At 64.9% G+C, this 17,659-nt stretch carries 18 protein-coding genes and 1 pseudogene; 13 read left to right on the top strand and 6 right to left on the bottom strand.

Translation table 11 applies throughout. The features are described 5' to 3' along the window. Positions 1 to 58 precede the first annotated feature (58 nt). From BA190_RS21465 to BA190_RS21430, 8 genes are all read left to right on the top strand, one after another. Entirely contained in the window at positions 59 to 373 is a 315-nt protein-coding gene (locus tag BA190_RS21465) for a helix-turn-helix transcriptional regulator (RefSeq protein ID WP_068291870.1), read from the top strand. Continuing rightward, on the top strand, positions 370 to 792 hold the full coding sequence (locus tag BA190_RS21460; RefSeq protein WP_068291867.1) for an SRPBCC domain-containing protein: 423 nt from the start codon (positions 370 to 372) through the stop codon (positions 790 to 792). Before BA190_RS21465 ends, BA190_RS21460 begins: the two co-directional genes overlap by 4 nt. A gap of 10 nt (positions 793 to 802) precedes the next feature. Continuing rightward, positions 803 to 1,399, top strand: coding sequence for an ATP-dependent Clp protease proteolytic subunit (locus tag BA190_RS21455; protein ID WP_068291863.1), 597 nt, complete (start codon positions 803 to 805; stop codon positions 1,397 to 1,399). A 475-nt stretch (positions 1,400 to 1,874) separates the two neighbouring features. Then, a complete protein-coding gene (locus tag BA190_RS21450; protein WP_068291861.1) occupies positions 1,875 to 2,243 on the top strand; it encodes an AtpZ/AtpI family protein in 369 nt (122 codons plus the stop codon). Between the two features lie 43 nt (positions 2,244 to 2,286). After that, entirely contained in the window at positions 2,287 to 3,021 is a 735-nt protein-coding gene (locus tag BA190_RS21445; protein WP_068291858.1) for a F0F1 ATP synthase subunit A, read from the top strand. Between the two features lie 43 nt (positions 3,022 to 3,064). Beyond that, positions 3,065 to 3,292, top strand: coding sequence for a F0F1 ATP synthase subunit C (locus BA190_RS21440; RefSeq protein WP_068291855.1), 228 nt, complete (start codon positions 3,065 to 3,067; stop codon positions 3,290 to 3,292). Positions 3,293 to 3,450: 158 nt separating this feature from the next. Next, a complete protein-coding gene (locus tag BA190_RS21435; protein ID WP_068291852.1) occupies positions 3,451 to 3,996 on the top strand; it encodes a F0F1 ATP synthase subunit B in 546 nt (181 codons plus the stop codon). Between the two features lie 31 nt (positions 3,997 to 4,027). Continuing rightward, positions 4,028 to 4,528 carry an ATP F0F1 synthase subunit B gene (locus tag BA190_RS21430; protein ID WP_068291993.1) on the top strand — a complete coding sequence of 167 codons (501 nt, stop codon included), beginning with the start codon at positions 4,028 to 4,030 and terminating at the stop codon, positions 4,526 to 4,528. Positions 4,529 to 4,763: 235 nt separating this feature from the next. On the opposite strand, the gene BA190_RS21425 is transcribed toward BA190_RS21430, so the two are convergent. From BA190_RS21425 to BA190_RS21405, 6 genes and pseudogenes are all read right to left on the bottom strand, one after another. Next, positions 4,764 to 6,221, bottom strand: coding sequence for a von Willebrand factor type A domain-containing protein (locus tag BA190_RS21425; protein ID WP_371260367.1), 1,458 nt, complete (start codon positions 6,219 to 6,221; stop codon positions 4,764 to 4,766). Positions 6,222 to 6,440: 219 nt separating this feature from the next. Then, positions 6,441 to 6,548, bottom strand: a pseudogene (locus BA190_RS37235) (porin); the annotation flags it as partial. A gap of 496 nt (positions 6,549 to 7,044) precedes the next feature. After that, a complete protein-coding gene (locus tag BA190_RS21420) occupies positions 7,045 to 7,761 on the bottom strand; it encodes an RNA polymerase sigma factor (protein ID WP_082979938.1) in 717 nt (238 codons plus the stop codon). Between the two features lie 576 nt (positions 7,762 to 8,337). Further along, positions 8,338 to 9,636: an aspartate aminotransferase family protein gene (locus tag BA190_RS21415; RefSeq protein ID WP_068291845.1), complete on the bottom strand. Its 1,299-nt coding sequence runs from the start codon at positions 9,634 to 9,636 to the stop codon at positions 8,338 to 8,340. Then, a complete protein-coding gene (locus BA190_RS21410) occupies positions 9,633 to 10,700 on the bottom strand; it encodes a phosphotransferase (RefSeq protein WP_068291842.1) in 1,068 nt (355 codons plus the stop codon). The genes BA190_RS21415 and BA190_RS21410 overlap by 4 nt, the downstream gene beginning before the upstream one ends. A gap of 96 nt (positions 10,701 to 10,796) precedes the next feature. Beyond that, a complete protein-coding gene (locus tag BA190_RS21405) occupies positions 10,797 to 11,342 on the bottom strand; it encodes a cupin domain-containing protein (protein ID WP_068291839.1) in 546 nt (181 codons plus the stop codon). A 190-nt stretch (positions 11,343 to 11,532) separates the two neighbouring features. Here BA190_RS21405 and hisD point away from each other — a divergent pair, with 190 nt between their 5' ends. From hisD to BA190_RS21380, 5 genes are all read left to right on the top strand, one after another. Further along, a complete protein-coding gene (gene hisD, locus BA190_RS21400) occupies positions 11,533 to 12,834 on the top strand; it encodes a histidinol dehydrogenase (RefSeq protein WP_156771632.1) in 1,302 nt (433 codons plus the stop codon). Between the two features lie 172 nt (positions 12,835 to 13,006). Continuing rightward, entirely contained in the window at positions 13,007 to 14,056 is a 1,050-nt protein-coding gene (locus tag BA190_RS21395) for an ABC transporter substrate-binding protein (protein ID WP_068291832.1), read from the top strand. A gap of 231 nt (positions 14,057 to 14,287) precedes the next feature. Further along, positions 14,288 to 15,352 carry an ABC transporter ATP-binding protein gene (locus tag BA190_RS21390; protein WP_068291830.1) on the top strand — a complete coding sequence of 355 codons (1,065 nt, stop codon included), beginning with the start codon at positions 14,288 to 14,290 and terminating at the stop codon, positions 15,350 to 15,352. After that, on the top strand, positions 15,349 to 16,524 hold the full coding sequence (locus BA190_RS21385; RefSeq protein ID WP_068291828.1) for an ABC transporter permease: 1,176 nt from the start codon (positions 15,349 to 15,351) through the stop codon (positions 16,522 to 16,524). Before BA190_RS21390 ends, BA190_RS21385 begins: the two co-directional genes overlap by 4 nt. Further along, positions 16,524 to 17,348, top strand: coding sequence for an ABC transporter permease (locus BA190_RS21380; RefSeq protein WP_068291826.1), 825 nt, complete (start codon positions 16,524 to 16,526; stop codon positions 17,346 to 17,348). Before BA190_RS21385 ends, BA190_RS21380 begins: the two co-directional genes overlap by 1 nt. The last annotated feature ends 311 nt before the right edge of the window (positions 17,349 to 17,659 follow it).

Here is a 17,659-nt window from a genome sequence, read left to right as displayed (position 1 = left end):
CCACCGAACCCACAATCTTCCCTTGCCGAATCCATAAGTAAATGCTTATGTGTTTTGCATGATGCAGACGAACCTCTTCCGCGCCCTCGCCGATCCCACCCGCCGCGCCGTGTTCGAACGGCTGGCGGGCGGCGAGATGAGCGTTTCACAGATCAAGGCCGGCTTCGACGTTTCCCAGCCGGCGATCTCGCAGCATCTGGCCGTGCTGCGCGAGGCAGGCCTGGTGGCCGAACGGCGCGAGGGGCGCCTGGTGCATTACCGTGCCGCTCCCCAGGCCCTCGCCCCTCTGGCCGAATGGGTCGACCGCTATGCCAGCTTCTGGCCGGCGCGTATCGACAGACTCAAGGCCGTGCTGAAGGAGATGGACCAATGACGATCCTGAGCGACGCGACGACCAGGGGCGCGGAGGACAAGGCGGCGCCGGACGATCTCCATTTCGAGAGCGTGCTGGAAGCCCCGCCTGCCAAGGTCTGGCGCGCCCTCACCGTTCCCGACTATGTCGCCGCTTGGCTGGTGCCGGCCGAGAACGGCACCGATGCCGCCCATTCGCCGCGGCGGGATTCCTGCGAGCCGGAGCTGGTCGATTGCCGCCTGCTCGCCGCTGAGGCTCCGCAAATGCTGCGCTATGCCTGGAGTGAGAAGCTGGAAGGCCGCGTCCTCGACAGCGTCGTCACCTTCGAACTCGCGCCGCATGGCGAGGGCTCCACGCTGCTTCGCATTACCCAGGGCAGCTTCGTCCTGCGGCCCGTCGCCGCCAATCTCAACCAGCCGACCCTATTGCTGGCGGCCTGAGGATCCTGCAATGAACGCCCTCATCCCCATGGTGGTCGAGCAGTCCACCCGCGGCGAACGCTCCTTCGACATCTTCTCGCGCCTCCTGCGCGAGCGCATCATCTTCATCAACGGCCCGGTCGACGACAACACCTCCGCCCTGGTCTGCGCGCAGCTCCTGTTCCTGGAGGCAGAGAACTCGAAGAAGGAGATCTCGCTCTACATCAATTCCCCCGGCGGATCGGTGACCAGCGGCTTTGCCATCTACGACACCATGCAGTTCATCAAGAGCCCTATCTCGACGCTATGCATGGGATCGGCCTTCTCCCTCGGCTCTTTCATCCTGATGGCCGGCACGGCCGGCCGCCGCTTCGCCTTGCCCAATGCCTCGATCATGGTGCATCAGCCCTCGGGGGGCTATCAGGGGCAGGCCAGCGACATGCTCATCCACGCCAACAACATCATCAAGTCGCGGGCCCGGCTCAACGGCCTGTACGCCCATCATTGCGGCCGGACCGTTGCGGAAGTCGAGGCCGCCATGGACCGCGACAACTTCATGTCGGCGGACGAGGCCCAGGCCTGGGGCCTGGTGGACCATGTCGCCCCGGAGCGTCTGGAGGCGGCCTAGGTCCGATGCGCCTCGCTTCAGGGGGAGAGGCGCTTGCCTTCGCCATGGCCGGACCTGACCCGGCCATCCGGAAGCCCTCGGTGCAAAACCGGGCCAGGGGGCTGGATGCCGGGCGAGGCCCGGCAATGACAAAGCGCACACACGCCCGAATGACGTTTTGAGCGCACCGCATCGCGCTCGTTCATGCCTGATTCTCGCATCGTTTTTGCCACCGCATCCCATCTGTGGCGGCTTTGGGACGGCTTCAAGGCGGGCCCGGACAGGCCTGCACGAGCAAATGTGACGTCGCAACCATGCCTTGTCCCGTGCAGAAAAGCCGCGGGCCTATGCCCATTCTTCCCTTTTTTTATTTGTTCTCAAAGACTTGGCATAATTTCGCCTCGCCTTGACACCGCAAGGGGGCGTGGGTATGGTCCCGCCGTTTTCAAGGGGGCGTCCGGCACTGTTTTGGCCGGCCAGGGAGCGTGTTGCCGCAATGGCGAGCGACGAAGCGGACCAGGCCGGCAAATCCGGCAAAGACGAATCCCGCGATCGTGAATTAAACGAACGCTTGCGCCGTCTCGACGAGCGCCTCGGCTCCATCAAGGCCGGGGAAGTAGCCGAAGCGGCCAAGGCGCGCAAGCAGGAGGGCGATCCTTCTGCGATCGGCAAGGCCATGCGCCTCTCGTCCGAGTTCGTCGGTGGCATCGTCGCCGGCGGATTGCTGGGATGGGTCGTGGATCGGTTTGTCGGTACTTCGCCGTGGGGGCTCATCATCTTTTTGATGCTTGGCTTTGCGGCAGGTGTCCGGAACTTGTTGCGTGCCTCGAATATGTTGGGCAAAACGCCCGACAAACAGGAATGAACCGGCGCCTCGCGCCACAATAGAAGACAGGGCCTCGCTGGCGATGCATAGTCCGATTACGCAGTTCGAGATCAAGCCGCTCTTCCATATCGGCAGCATCGCGTTCACCAATTCGGCTCTCTTCATGTTCCTGGCGGTGATCCTCATCGCGCTGGTGATGATCGCGACGACTTCTTCCCGCGCCACCGTGCCGGGCCGCTGGCAGTCCCTCGCCGAGACCTTTTACGAATTCGTGGCCGGCACCGTGCGTTCTTCGGCCGGGAACGAGGGCATGCGCTTCATGCCGCTGGTGTTCTCGCTCTTCATGTTCGTGCTGTTCTGCAACGTGCTCGGCCTGATTCCCGGCTTCTTCACCGTCACCAGCCACATCATCGTCACCTTCGCGCTGGCGGCCCTGGTGATCACGACGGTGATCCTCTACGGTTTCTACAAGAACGGCGCCCACTTCCTGAAGCTGTTCGTGCCCTCCGGCGTGCCGGCCGTGCTGCTGCCGCTGTTGGTGGCGATCGAGATCATCTCCTTCGTCTCCCGTCCGATCAGCCTCTCCGTCCGTCTCTTCGCCAACATGCTCGCCGGCCACATCGCCCTGAAGATCTTCGCCGGCTTCATCGTCATGCTCGCCAGTGCCGGCGTGGCGACGGCGATCCTCTCGCCCCTGCCCCTGCTTCTCGTGATCGCCCTGGTGGCGCTCGAAGTGCTGGTTGCCGTGCTGCAAGCCTATGTCTTCGCCACGCTGACCTGCATCTACCTCAATGACGCCCTTCACCCCGGCCATTGATCCCGTCTAAATCCAACAAAACCTACACCAACAGGAGTTCTCCATGGATCCCGTCGCAGCTAAGTATATCGGCGCTGGTCTCGCTTGCATCGGCATGGCCGGCGCTGGTATCGGCCTCGGCAACCTGTTCGGCCAGTTCCTCTCGGGCGCCCTGCGCAACCCGTCGGCTGCCGACGGCCAGCGCGGCACGCTGCTCCTCGGCTTCGCTCTGACCGAAGCTCTCGGCATCTTCTCGCTGCTCGTCGCTCTGCTGCTCCTCTTCGCAGTCTGATCCGCGCCAGCCATGCCAACGAGGACGGCTTTCGCGATCAAAATTCGCGAGGCCGTTCATCGTTTGATTGGCTGGAATGCAGCAATTCCATCTGTTTGTGGCTCCTATTTGTAGCTTGGCCTGCAAAGACGTGAGTGCACATCCGTTGAAGGTGTTTCATGGCTGAAAGTCACGCAGGAACCGAGGTTCCCGGCGATGCACATGGGGCCAAGGGCGCATTTCCGCCCTTCGACAGCTCGTCCTTTGCCTCACAGCTCGTGTGGCTGGTCATCGCTTTCGGGCTTCTCTACATCCTGATGTCGAAGATCGCGCTGCCGCGCATCGCCGGCATCCTCTCCGAGCGGTCGGCTAAGATCGCGGCGGACCTTGCGGCTGCCCAGAAGGCCAAGGCGGACAGTGACGAGGCCGTGGCCTCCTATCAGACCGCGCTGATCAAGGCCCGCGCCAAGGCGCAAAGCATCGCAGCCGAGACCCGTGCTGCCGTGACCGCCGAAACGGATACCACCCGCAAGTCGCTCGAAGCCGATCTCTCGGCCAAGCTGGCGGCGGCGGAAGCCAAGATCCTGGCGACCAAGCAGGCTGCTCTCGGCAACGTCAACGGCATCGCTGTCGACGCCACCAACGCGATCGTCGAGCAGCTGCTCGGCAAGGCACCCGAGCCGCAGACGGTTCAGTCCGCCGTCGACGCCGCCATGGCCAAGTAAGGAGGCGGGCGTGATCGAATATTTCGCCGAGATGATCCATGAACTCTTCAACCCTGCCGGGCCGGAGTTCTACATCCTCATCGCCACGCTGATCTTCCTGGCCATTGCCTGGAAGCTCGGCGCCTTCGGGCAGATCGGCAAGGGCCTCGATGCCCGCGGCAACGCTGTGCGTGCCGAACTCGAGCAGGCCCGCGCCTTGCGCGAGGAAGCCCAGAAGCTGCTGGCCGACTATCAGAAGAAGCAGAAGGAAGCGGAAGCCGAGGCTGCTGCGATGATCGAGGCTGCCAAGGCCGAGGCCGAGCGCTTCAAAGCCGAGCAGATCGCCAAGATCGAAGACTTCGTCGCCCGCCGCACCAAGCTGGCCGATCAGAAGATCGCCCAGGCCGAAACCTCTGCCGTCGCCGAGGTCAAGGCTGCTGCTGCCGATGCCGCCGTCCAGGCCGCTACGACAATCCTTGCCGACCAGCCCGCGGCCAGTGCCGGCAATCTGATGTCGGCCGCCCTCAACGAAGTGCGCGCTAAGCTCAACTGAGCAAGATCGACACGACATCCTGAAAAGCCGCCCGCCGAAAGGTTGGGCGGCTTTTTCTTTTGCAGAAAGCGCGCAGAATCGGATCCCTTCTCCCCTTGCGGGAGAAGGTGGCGGCAGCCGGATGAGGGGTGTTCGCGCCTCCCCTTTGACAGGCTGAGTTTCTTCCCTCATCCCCCTGCCAGGACCTTCTCCCGCAAGGGGAGAAGGGACTTTATCTTGATAGGCAACGACCACGTCACGGCTGCTGCGGAAGGCCCTTCGCCGTCTTGGCCGCGCGTACCAGATTGACGAACTCGGCACGGTAGCCATAGGGGTCTTCACCCCTGGCACCGCTCGCCAGCGCAATGATGTCGTCCGGCTTGAGCGCACCGACATATTTGCCGCCGCGCAGCCATTCGCCGAAACCGGCCACGGCCACGGCAAAGCGCGCATCGGCAGGCGCCTGCGCCAGCGTGGCGGCTTCCCCGGCATGGTTCACCGGGGTGGTGATCAGCCGGCTCGTCTCGGATTTCGGCAGCTTGTAGCGGATCTTCACGAAGGCATATTCGTCAGGCTTGTCTGCCGGCGCCACCGACTGGGCTGCCTGATAACGGCTCTCGTCGACCGGGCGCGTCGCGCCGGCCGGCACGATGTCGTAGATCGCCGTCACGCTCGCCCCCGAGCCGACATCGCCGGCATCGACCTTGTCGTTGTTGAAGTCCTCGGTCCTGAGCATGCGGGTCTCGTAGCCGATCAGGCGATAGTCACTCACCGCCGCCGGATTGAACTCGACCTGGATCTTCACGTCCTTGGCGATGGGAAACAGGCTGGAGGTCGCCTCCTCGACCAGCACCTTGCGGGCCTCGTTCAGCGTGTCGATATAGGCGGCAACGCCGTTCCCGTTCTGCGCCAGCTCCTGCATCATGGCATCGTTCAGATTGCCCATGCCGAAGCCGAGCACGGACAGGAAGATGCCCTTGCCGCGCTCGCGCTCGACGAAGCCGCGCAATTCACCGGCATCGGTGATGCCGACATTGAAGTCGCCATCGGTGGCCAGCAGCACGCGATTGACCGCCTTGGCGTCGAAATTGGCCTCGGCCTGCTGATAGGCGAGACGGATCCCCTCCCCGCCGGCCGTCGAGCCGCCGGCCTGCAGCCTGTCGAGGGCCGCAAGAATCGAGGCCTTGTCGGACGCCTTGGTCGGCGGCAGCACCACGCCGGCCGAACCGGCATAGGTGACGATCGAGACCTTGTCCTCCGGCCGCAGCGTGTCGACCAGCATGCCAAGCGACTTGACCAGCAAAGGCAGCTTGTTGGCTTCGTTCATCGAACCCGACGTGTCGACGAGAAAGACGAGATTGGCGGCCGGCCGTTCCTGGGACTGCAGGCTGTAGCCCTTGACGCCGATGCGCAGGAGCTTGTGCCCCGGCTGCCAGGGATTGGGCATCACCGTGGCGGCCGTCGAGAAGGGCTCCTCGGCTCTGACGGGGGCGGCATAATCATAGGGGAAATAATTGATCATCTCCTCGACGCGCACCGCCTCGGGCCTGGGCAGCAGGTTCTGGTTGAGCGCGGCGCGCACATAGGAATAGGAGGCGGTATCGACATCGAGCGAGAAGGTCGAGACGGGCTCCTGCGCCACGGCCTTGAAGGCGTTCTGCGGCGCGTTGGAAAATTTGTCGCGGCCGATGACTTGGCCTCTCTGTGCCCCCACCTCTTCCGATTTTTCTGCAACCCTACCTTGGAGATAGAAGCCACTCCCCTGTTGCCCAAAGTCCGTGCCGGTTCTTGCGTCAAACCAGATTCGAGATTGAGCAACAGGTTTGGCGCTTGGCGAAACGGTTGCGGGAGGGGTGCCACCGATGAAGCCCTGCTCCATTGCATCCTTCGGCAAAGCTGGAGCCGGCGGCGGGTTCGGCAATGCTCGATAATCCGCACGGACTTCGCCACCGATCTTCACGCAAGTATCTTCGACATAGAAGAAGCCCGGCCCCATGCCCGAACAGGCCTTCACATATTCTACCGCCTCGTCCCTTGTCATTGGGAGTTTTGAGCCATGCTGCTGCGGTGATGTCGAAGCGCCGCTCTGAGCGGCCTCTTTGCCGGCCGCAATTGGAGCAGGCGGCATTTTGCCGACGGGTGCATCGCCGCTCGTGTTGGCATTCGGCGGAGACTGCGGCGGGGCTTTTGCGATCGTCCGTTGTTTCGGGTCCGCTATCGCGGGGGTCTTGGGCTCAATCCCTTGATTGCCTGCCTTCGCAGCCTCGTTCACGTGCGGAGCATCGACCGGTTGGACCCTCTTCACGATATTCGCGCCCATCGGTATGGCAACCAGCAATGCCGCGCTCGTCATCAGTGCCAGCCGCAGGCCTGGGCGCCGGAACAGCATCCGAAAGTAAGAGCCTCCGGAAGCAGTCGGTGCTTTGCTCTGCCGGCGCTGTCCGCCCTCGAAATGTGCCATGGCCCGCGCTATCGCCTTCTCGCGCGCCGCCTCGGAGGCGATGGCATCCGGCAGTTCGATCTTGTGGTCTTCGTGATCAACGCTCATCGCGGATCTCCTTGCGGCCGGTGGCCGCCGGTTCGCGTCCAGCTCTCTCGGCGAGTTGCTTGCGCACTTGGTGCATGCGCCAGGACACGGTGTTTTCGGATAGGCCCAGTTCGGCGGCGGCCTCGCGATGGCTGAGGCCTTCGCCCGCCACCAGCACGACCGTGGCGCGCAGTTCCGGCGACAGACCGGACAGCGCGCTCTTCAGCCAGCTCTGCCGGACGAGATCGCCGTCATCGCTCGCCGCTCCGCCGAGGAGGGCAAAGTTCGAGAAGGCCTGCCGCATGCGTCCGAAGCTGGACTTGCGCCGGCGATGATCGTGGCAGGCATTGATGGTGATGCCGATCAGCCAGGTGGTGAAGCGCGCCTGGCCGCGATAGCTCGCCAGCTTCTCCACCAATTGCATCAGCACGGTCTGCACGATGTCCTCGGCTTCCTGCGCCAGGCCGGTCTGGCGCCAGGCTACCCGATGGATCATGGCGTGATGGCGCCGGATCAGTTTCTCGAAGGCGCGGCCGTCACCCTTGCAGGCACGGGCGACGAGGTCGGCATCACCATCATCGGCCTGTTCCCCGATGGCGGCCAGGGGCACCACGCCGGCGCCCTCGTCCGAAGCCCATGTCAGGGATGGCAGCCAGAGCCAGGCCAGGCGCAGCGGTGAAAACCCAAGGTCGAAGCCTCCTGTATCAAAGCTTGCTGCCACGGCCATTGCGGCGCTCCCTCCTGCCACGGGCATAAGACGAACCGGCCCCATCAGGCTGATATGATCGCATTCCAATCTCCTGGTCTGTTTGTTGACCGTTCCATCAGACGCAGGGCGAGGAGATTTCCTTGGCGGGTGTTGGAGAAAAATATCATAGCCATCCGCGCCGCCAGCCCGCGATGCGGCATTGCATCAGGATAGCTGCGCGGAGGCCGTGCGTGAACGCACGGTTAGCTCCGGGATGAACTTACGATTTGATCACAGAATGAGGCACGACCAGCCTTCCCCACTGCGTGGCTACCGCATTCACACATCTACGCGATTTCAGTATAGAGCGCGGATATCCTTCCCCGGCTTCGGGGAAGGTGTCGCCGCGTAGCGGCGACGGAAGGGGGAGAGTGGCGCCAGGAGGCCAGAAAATGGCGAGACTGCGCCACCCTACCCCACCCGAGCCGGCTTTGCCGGCCCACCCTCCCCGAAGTCGGGGAGGGATTCCCGCGCTTTACTTGTCTCCGTCGAGATGTCCGAATGCGATAGCCACTGCGTGGAGAAGGTAGTCGCGCCTTATGTTGCCCGCATAACCTACAGGCTCACCAAAGTCGCCTTCAATCTCTCGATCAGCAGGGCCGCATTCTCATGCGAGAACACCATGGGCGGGCGGATCTTCAGGCTGTGGCCATGCAAGCCGGTCGCGCTGATCAGCACCTGGCGCTCGCGCAGGCCGTTGACGATGGCGGCGGCCGCCACGGCATCGGGAGCGCCCTTGGCATCGACGATATCGGCGCCGATGAACAGGCCGGCCCCGCGGACTTCGCCGATGCGGCCATCGCGTGCGGCGAGATCTTCCAGGCCGCTCTTGAGCCCCGCGCCGACATCGCGGGCATTGGCGATCAGGCTTTCGTTCTCGATGACATCGAGCACGGCCATGCCCACCGCGCAGGAGACCGGATTGCCGCCGAAGGTGTTGAAATAGCGCACCTCGCGGCCGAAGGCTTCCAGGTGCTCGGGCCGGGCCGCCATAGCCGCCATCGGATGGCCATCGCCCATCGGCTTGCCCATGGTGACGAGATCGGGAACGAGATCATGCCGGGCAAAGCCCCACATGCCGGCGCCGGTGCGGCCGAAGCCGGGCTGGACCTCGTCGGCGATGAACAGGCCGCCGGCGGCGCGGATGGCCTCAACGGCCGGGCGCAGGAAGCCGGGCGGATCGGTGAAGACGCCGTCGCTGGAGAAGATGGTGTCGACGAGCAGCGCCGAGGGCCGGATGCTATGCGTGGCCATGTCGGCGATCGCGGCCTTCACGCCCTGCGCGAAGGCTTCGCCGCTCGTATCGGCGGATGTGGGCGCAGGCACCACCCGCACCGTTTCGCCGATCGGGGCCCCCGCGCCGAGCGAGGGCGACATGTGGGCGAGCACGTCGGTCACGCCGTGATAGGCATTCTGCGTGACGATGACGCCCGTGCCGCCGGTTGCCGCCTTGGCGACGCGCAGGGCCAGGTCGTTGGCCTCGCTGCCGGTGCAGGTGAACATGATGTTGGCGATCTCGGCCGGCATGGTGGCGACCAGCCGCTCGGCATAATCGAGAATGCCGTCGGTGACGTAGCGCGTGTGGGTGTTGAGCGTCCCGGCCTGGCGCGCCAGCGCCGCCACCACGTGCGGATGGCAATGGCCGACGCTGGCGACATTGTTGTAGGCGTCGAGATAGGCGGTGTCGTCGGGCCCGTAGAGCCAGACGCCCTCGCCCCGGACCACATGCACGGGATGGGCGTAGAACAGGCGATAGGCCGGGCCGAGCACGCGCCGGCGGCGCTCGATCAGGGCCGCTTCCTCGGCGGCGAAACCGGCCGTGTTGCTGGGATCGAAGGCATTGACCATCGTCATGAGGAGCGATCCTTGCTCAGGTAAAGGTGGAATTCGTCCGCCGCCTGGCTTGGCGAAAGCGAGCGTGCCGCTGCCAGCCCCGCCCAGGCCCGGCCGGCATTGCGCAAGATGTAGTCGCGGTTCTCCGGCTCCAGTGTGCAGCGCCAGGCCGTGATAATGGCCGTCAGCGTCATGCGTCCCCGGATGAGATCGAACAGGCAGGCGATCTCCTCATCCGCGAGGGGCAGGACGCTGTCATAGCCGGCCACGAACTGCTTGACCGGCTCCAGGAAGCCCGCTCCCTCGCCGATGTGATAGGAGGCCGATACGCCCACTTCATTGACGAGGGGCGCCCGCACCATGTCGCCGAAATCGATGATGCCGGCGAGCTGGTCCAGCGCTCCAGCGCTTCCCGGCCCGACCAGGATGTTGGAGGGATTGAAGTCGTTGTGGATGACCTGTGTCCGAAGCCCGGCCGTCAGGGGCAGCGTATGGGCCTCGAGCCGGTCCAGCACGGCGGTGACGAGGGCGCGACGCTCCTCGTCCTCGATATGGACGACCAGCGGCCGCAGGCTGGGGGCGTGGGTGAGGTCCCACAACAGATCGGTCGGGCTGCCGGCATGCTCAAAGCCGTTCAAGGCAAGGTCGAGGCGGGCAAGGCCGGCACCGAGATTGCGGCGAAGCGCCGGGCCGCGTTCGAGCTTGGCCAGCGGCGTGCCCGGCAGATAGGTCAGCACGCGCACCAGGCGCGGCTGCTGGTCCGGTTCGCGCAGCCAGAAATAGGCCTCGCCAGCCTGCGTACGCATGACCCGCGGCACCGGTAGATCGGCATCATGCCCGGCGATATGCAGTAGAGCCTCGGTCTGGAAGTCGGTCACCGACACGTCTTCAGCCGGGTTGACGATCTTCAGGAGAAATTCGTGGCCATCGCGCGCCAGGAGCCGGAAATTGCTGTCGCGCTCGCCGATCAGCGGGAAAGCCTCGGCGTCGAGGCCGTAGTGATCGCGGATGAGGGCCTCGGCACGCGCCTTGGAAACAGGCGGAGCCGGCGTGGAGAGAACGGTCGATGTCTGCTGAGGCGCCATGGCACCCTCCCTCTCCCATCCCTCAGGCGGCAACGCAACCCCGGGCAGCGCGGGACGCCACGGAATGGTCGGTAAATCGACCAAGGCGCTTCTTGTCTAATAGGTCGGCGGCGTGATCGCGCTGACGATCTCGCTGCGTCCCTCCGAGAGGTTGCGGAAACGGTGCGGCAGCCGGCTGTCGAAATAATAGCCGTCGCCCGGCCCCAGCACCTCGACCTTGCCGTCGACGGTGATCTCGATGGCACCGCTCAGCACCATGCCGCCCTCCTGCGCCGAATGGGCATAGGCCTCGCCTGAATCGGCACCGGGTGCGTAGGTCTCGTGCAGCAGCAGCATGGACTTGTTGGGATAATCCAGGCCGATGACGCGGTGGGAAATCGCATCCGGCTGCCCGATCTCGGTCAGGTCGGCAGCCCGATAGAAGGGGCTCTGCGGCAAGGCACTCTTCAGATCGATGAAGAAGCCCGGCAGCGTCGTGCCGAGCGCATCGAGAACCGCCCTCAGTGTGTCCAGCGAAGGGCTGATCAGGTCCCGCTCGATCAGCGATACCGAGGAATGCGACACGCCCGAGCGCAGGGCGACCTCCCTGACACTGAGCTTGCGCCGATGGCGCAATTCGCGCAGCTTGTCTCCGATCTTCATCGTCCCTCCCCCGGCCTCGCAGCGTTCGTGTGGTGAATATATTGAACAAGCCCGTCGGGGGCAATTGCGCCAGGAGCGTATGACGGCAAGTCTTTCGGCATCTCGCTTTCCAAAGCATTTTCCAGAGAAGTCGATCGACTTCTCGATTCAGGAAATGCGTCAAAACAAAGAATTAGAGAAAAGGCCTGCAATGCTTGACCCCGCCATCCAAGCCCGCATCACCCGCATCAAGGCACCGGGACGCAGCGCCCTGACCGACAATGCCCCCGTCGAAGCCACCGTGAAGCAGGTCATCGACGATGTGCGCAAACGCGGCGACGCGGCGCTGCACGACTATTCGCGCGAGTTCGACAAGGTCGATGTCGAACACTTCGAGGTAAGTGCCGCCGAGCGCCAGGCGGCCGTGGATGCCCTCGACCCGCAAACCCGCGCCGATACCGAATTCGCCATCGAGCGGGTGCGTGCTTTTGCGCAGGCGCAGCGCGCCACGCTGCTGCCTTTGGAGATCGAGGCCCTGCCCGGCCTGCATCTTGGCCATCGCATCATCCCGATCGCCCGTGTCGGTGCCTATGTGCCCGGCGGGCGCTATCCACTGCTGTCGGCGCCGGTGATGACCATCGTGCCCGCCAAGGTCGCCGGCTGCGACGAGGTGATCGCCTGCCTGCCGCCAAGCGCCCACCAAGCCATGATCGCCGGCTGCCACCTCTCCGGCGCCGATCGCATCTTCCGGGTCGGCGGGGCCCAGGCCATCGCCGCCATGGCCTATGGGACGCAGAGCATCCCGGCCGTCGACAAGATCTTCGGCCCCGGCAATGCCTTCGTCAACGAGGCCAAGCGCCAGGTCTTCGGCCAGGTCGGCATCGACCAGCTCGCCGGCCCCAGCGAGATCTTCGTGGTGGCCGACGAGACGGGGGACGCGGTCACCATCGCCGTCGACCTGCTGGCCCAGGCGGAACACGACGTGCGCACCCGCGTCGGCCTGATCACCACGCACAGGGCCTTGGCCGAAGCAACCCTGGCCGAGGTCGAGCGCCAGCTCGCCAACCTGCCCACCGCGGGTGTCGCCGGCCCAGCCTGGCGCGACTATGGCGAGATCGTCGTGTGCGAGGACGAAGCGGCCATGCTGGCTTATTCCGACTTCATCGCCGCCGAGCACCTGCAGGTGCATACGCGCGATGCCCACGCCACCGCGGCCAGGCTGCGCAACTACGGTTCGCTGTTCATCGGCGTCTCGGCCAGCGTGGTCTATTCGGACAAGTGCTGCGGCACCAACCACACCTTGCCGACCATGGGCGCGGGGCGCTACACAGGAGGCCTGTGGGTCGGATCCTACCTCAAGACCTGCACCCATCAGTGGCTGGACGATCGCGGTGTCGCCGCAGTCGGCCCGCCGGCCATCCGGCAGAGTGCCAGCGAGGGGCTGGAGGGCCATCGTCGGGCGGCAGCATTGCGCCTCGCTCCCAAGCAATTGCTTGCGGAGATCGGCGTCTAATTTTTTCACCGGACGCGGGCGCCGCCATTGCCATCGGCGGCCTCGCGGGTTCCGATGTGACAATTCCATGCGGTGGTGAGCCGCGTGCAACAGACGAAGCGGGTCCTTTCCCTAAGAAAGAGACACCGCGACGCAAACCAGACCAGAGACCGAACCAGTGGGGAAGACCGCAATGCGCTTCAGACATCTCCTTCTTGCCTCAGGCATCGCCTTGGGTACCGTCCTTGCCGGCGTCGCCAGCGCCTCGGCGCGCGACCTCACCGTCGTATCCTGGGGCGGAAACTACCAGGACGCCCAGCGCAAGATCTATTTCAAGCCCTTCTCCGAGAAGACCGGCAAGCCGGTGCTCGACGAGGCCTGGGACGGCGGCATCGGCGTGCTGCAGGCCAAGGTCAAGGCCGGCACGCCCAATTGGGACGCCGTGCAGGTCGAAGCCGAGGAACTGGCGATCGGCTGCGCCGACGGCATCTACGAGCCGCTCGACTGGAACAAGCTCGGCGGCAAGGACAAGTTCATCGACAGCGCCGTCAGCGATTGCGGCGTGGGCGCCATCGTCTGGTCGACGCAGCTCGCCTATGACAGCGACAAATTGAAGGAAGCCCCGAAATCCTGGGCCGATTTCTGGGACACCAAGAAGTTCCCGGGCAAGCGCGCTCTGCGCCGCGGCCCGAAATATGCCCTCGAATTCGCGCTGATGGCCGATGGCGTCGCCCCCAAGGACGTCTACACGGTGCTGCGCACACCCGAGGGCGTCGACCGCGCCTTCAAGAAGCTCAGCGAGATCAAGGGTGACATGGTCTGGTGGGAATCAGGCGCCCAGCCGCTCCAGCTCCTGAAGTCGGGCCAGGTGGTGATGACCTCGGCCTATAATGGCCGCATCACCGGCATCAACAAGACCGAGGGCACGCATTTCAAGGGCGTGTGGCCGGGCTCGATCTTCGCCGTCGACAGCTGGGTCATCCTCAAGGGCAGCCCGAACAAGGATGCCGCGATGGATTTCATCGCCTTCGCCAGCCAGCCGGAGAACCAGTCCAAACTGCCGCAGGACATCGCCTACGGCCTGCCGAGCAAGGCAGCCGCCGCTGCGGTGCCGGCCGACCTTGCCGTCGACCTGCCGACCTCGCCGGCCAACATGACGGATTCGGTCTCCATCGACACCGAGTTCTGGAACGACAACATCGAGGATCTGACCAAGCGCTTCAACGCCTGGCTGGGGCAGTAAAGCCGTCCTTTCCCCGGCATGCACCTGCTCCCGGGCACCAATCTTTGTCATTGCCGGGCTTGACCCGGCAATCCAGGACCGCTTTCAAGGCTGAGACACTGGATGCCCGGGTCAAGCCCGGGCATGACAAGACTGCGCTCATGTCGGCAGGGCCGTTCTCGATGTCCCTGCGGACATCGCTCATTCAACTTCCCAAAGGCCGCCGCGCCTGGAAGGAGCTTTTCGGATCCGATGGACTCGTTCATTCACTTTGACGGTGTCAGCAAATCCTTCGGCACGATGAAGGTCGTCGACAATCTCGACTTCCATGTCGGGCAAGGCGAGTTCGTCAGCCTGCTCGGCCCCTCCGGGTCGGGCAAAACAACGCTCCTGATGATGCTGGCCGGCTTCGAGGCGCCCAGCAGCGGCGCCCTGCTCGTCGACGGCACGCGCGTGGAGACCCTGCCCTCCTACAAGCGCAACATGGGGGTGGTCTTCCAGAACTACGCCCTGTTCCCGCATATGACCATCGCCGAAAACGTCGCCTTCCCGCTCAAGATGCGCGGCATCAGCCGGGCGGAACGCGATGCAAGGGTGACAAAGGCGCTCGACCTCGTTCGCCTCGGCCACCTCAAGGACCGCAAGCCCTCCCAGCTCTCGGGCGGCCAGCAGCAGCGCATCGCCCTGTCGCGCGCGCTCGTCTACGAGCCCAAGGTGGTGCTGATGGACGAGCCGCTCAGCGCGCTCGACAAGCAGCTGCGCGAGCACATGCAGCTCGAGATCCGCGAGCTCCATCGCAAGCTCGGCCTCACCGTGATCTTCGTCACCCATGATCAGGGCGAGGCCCTGACCATGTCGGACCGGGTTGCCGTGCTCAATCTCGGCAAGATCGAGCAGCTCGACACGCCGTCCGGGCTCTATGACCGTCCGCGCACGCGCTTCGTCGCCGAGTTCATCGGCGAGACCAATCTGCTCGACGGCACCCTGAAATCCTGCTCGGACGGCATGGCGACCGTCGAGCTCGCCTTGGGACCGACCGTTTCCTGCCGCACCGAGCTGTCGCCCCAGCCGAGCGCGCCGGTGCTGGTTTCCGTGCGGCCCGAAAGGCTGCATCTGAGCGATGCACCGGCCCAGGCCAACACGCTGCCTGTTCGCGTCGAGGACGACGTCTATCACGGCGATCACGTCCGCCTGCACCTCAAGAGCGGCGAACGCCGCCTGGTGGCCAAGGCCGACAGGCGCGAGGCAAGCCGCCCCATCGGCTCCGACGCCCATGTCGGCTTCGCACCCGACGACTGTACGCTGGTCCTGCCATGACGGCGGCGCCGCGGCTCAAGGCCGCTCTCCTGGTGCTGCCCCTGATCGCCTTTCTCGGCATCTTCTTCCTGTGGCCGCTCGGCATGATGATCGTCACCTCCGTACAGGGCGGCACCGTGCGCCACGCCTTCCCGCTCACGGCCGAGGCGATCTCCGGCTGGAAGGGCGAAGGCCTGCCGCCCGACGAGGTCCAGACGGCGCTCGCCAAGGACCTTCGGACGGTGATCCCGCAGGAGCAGTTCGGCGATGCCGTGCGCGCCCTCAACAGCCAGCAGGCGGGCTTCCGCACCCTGCTGCCCAAGACGGCGACGGCCGTGCGCAACGCGCCGGAGAACAGCCCGCCGCCCCTCGCCGGCATCGATCCGCGCTGGCAGCAGCCCGCCTTCTGGCTGGCGCTGAAACGCTCGATGCCGGCCTATACTGACGCGAACCTCCTGGCGGCGGTCGATCTCAAGCGCGCCGATGACGGCAGCATCGCCAATGTGCCGGCTGATATGGCGGTGAACCGCATGATCATGCTGCGTACCTTCATGATCGCCCTGCAGGTCACGCTGCTCTGCGTCGCCATCGGCCTGCCCTTCGCCATGCTGGCGGCCAGCGTCACCGGCTGGAAGCGCAATCTCCTGCTGCTCGCCGTGCTGCTGCCGCTGTGGACCTCGCTGCTGGTGCGCACCGCCGCCTGGATGATCCTCCTGCAGGAGAACGGCCTGATCAACCAGACGCTGAAGGCACTCGGCCTGATCGATGCCTCGCTGCCGCTGATCTACAACCGCACCGGCATTCTCATCGCCATGACGCATGTGCTGCTGCCCTTCATGGTGCTGCCTATTTATGCCAGCCTCGTCGCCATTCCGCGCAACCTGATGCCGGCCGCTGCCTCTCTCGGCGCCCCGCCGCTGCGAGCCTTCAGCCACGTCCTCCTGCCGCTGGCCATGCCGGGCGTGCTCTCGGGCTCGCTCCTCGTCTTCATGGTGGCGCTCGGCTACTACATTACGCCAGCCCTGGTCGGCGGCCCGAACGAGCAGATGATCTCCTCGGTGATCGCCTTCTATGCCACCGGCACCGCCAATTGGGGCATGGCCGGCGCGCTCGGCATCTTCCTCCTGGTACCGACCACGGTGCTCTACCTCATCTATGGGCGGCTCTCGCGCACGCCGATGGTGCAGCCATGATGGGTTTGAGCAAGAACTCCTTCAACGCCCTGCGCCTTGCCTTCGGCGCACTGGTCGTGGCGTTCCTGGTCATCCCGCTGGCGGCGATCCTGCCGCTGGCCTTCACCGATAGCGTGTTCCTGACCTATCCGATGACGGGCCCCTCGACGCGCTGGTTCGACACCCTCGCCACCAGCGACGCCTGGCAGCGCTCGATCGTCAATTCGATGATCGTAGGCACCGGCGCGACCGTGCTGTCCACCGTGGTCGGCACGCTCGCCGCCCTGGGCCTGCGGCGCAATTTGGTGCCGTTCTCCGGCGTGCTGCGCTCGATCTTCCTGCTTCCCATGGTGGTGCCGGCCGTGGTGCTCGGCGTCGGCATGCAGATCCTCTATGCAAGGCTCGGCCTCGCCTCCTCCTATGCCGGCGTGATCATCGCCCATGCCGTCTTGTGCGTGCCCTTCGTGCTGGTCAACGTCTCCGGTTCGCTCGCCAGCATCGATCCGGCGCTGGAGCGGGCCGCGGCGAGCCTCGGGGCTTCGCCCGGCACCGTCTTCAAGGCCGTGACCTTCCCGCTCGCTCTGCCTGGCATCCTCACCGGTGCGGCCTTCGCCTTCGCCACCTCGCTCGACGAGGTGGTGATCACCCTCTTCGTCGCCGGCCCCAACCAGACCACGCTGGCACGGCAGATGTTTTCTTCCTTGCGAGAGAACATCAGCCCGGCCATCGCCGCGGCCGCCTTCCTGATCATCGTGATCACGCTGGTGCTGGCGCTCGCCGTGAAGGGAGCCGCGATCCTCGCTCTGCTCGGCAAGCGCAAGCAGGTGCTGCCGGCGGAGGAGTGATACCGGGGGGCGGATCTGAGGCCCCCCATTCAAGGTCTTTCGAACAAACCGGGAAAAGGCTGGGATAGAGCGGTGCCACCCCTCATCCGCCTACCGGCACCTTCTCCCGCAAGGGGAGAAGGGAATCATTTTGGAAGGCGCCGCGCCCGTCAATCGCCTTCTCCCCCTGCGGGTGTCGTCAACTCTCTTGAGTTGACTAGAGGTGCCCCGAAGGGGCGGATGAGGGGTCGCACCACGCTATCCGGACTTCAGACCTCAACACCTTGAAAAGGGCGAGTCTGAAGACCCGCTCCCCAATACCGCCACCGGCC

Origin of the sequence: Labrys sp. WJW, assembly GCF_001676615.1 — a bacterium.
In the GTDB taxonomy this organism is placed as follows: domain Bacteria; phylum Pseudomonadota; class Alphaproteobacteria; order Rhizobiales; family Labraceae; genus Labrys; species Labrys sedimenti.
This window is presented reverse-complemented; position numbering and strand designations above follow the sequence as displayed.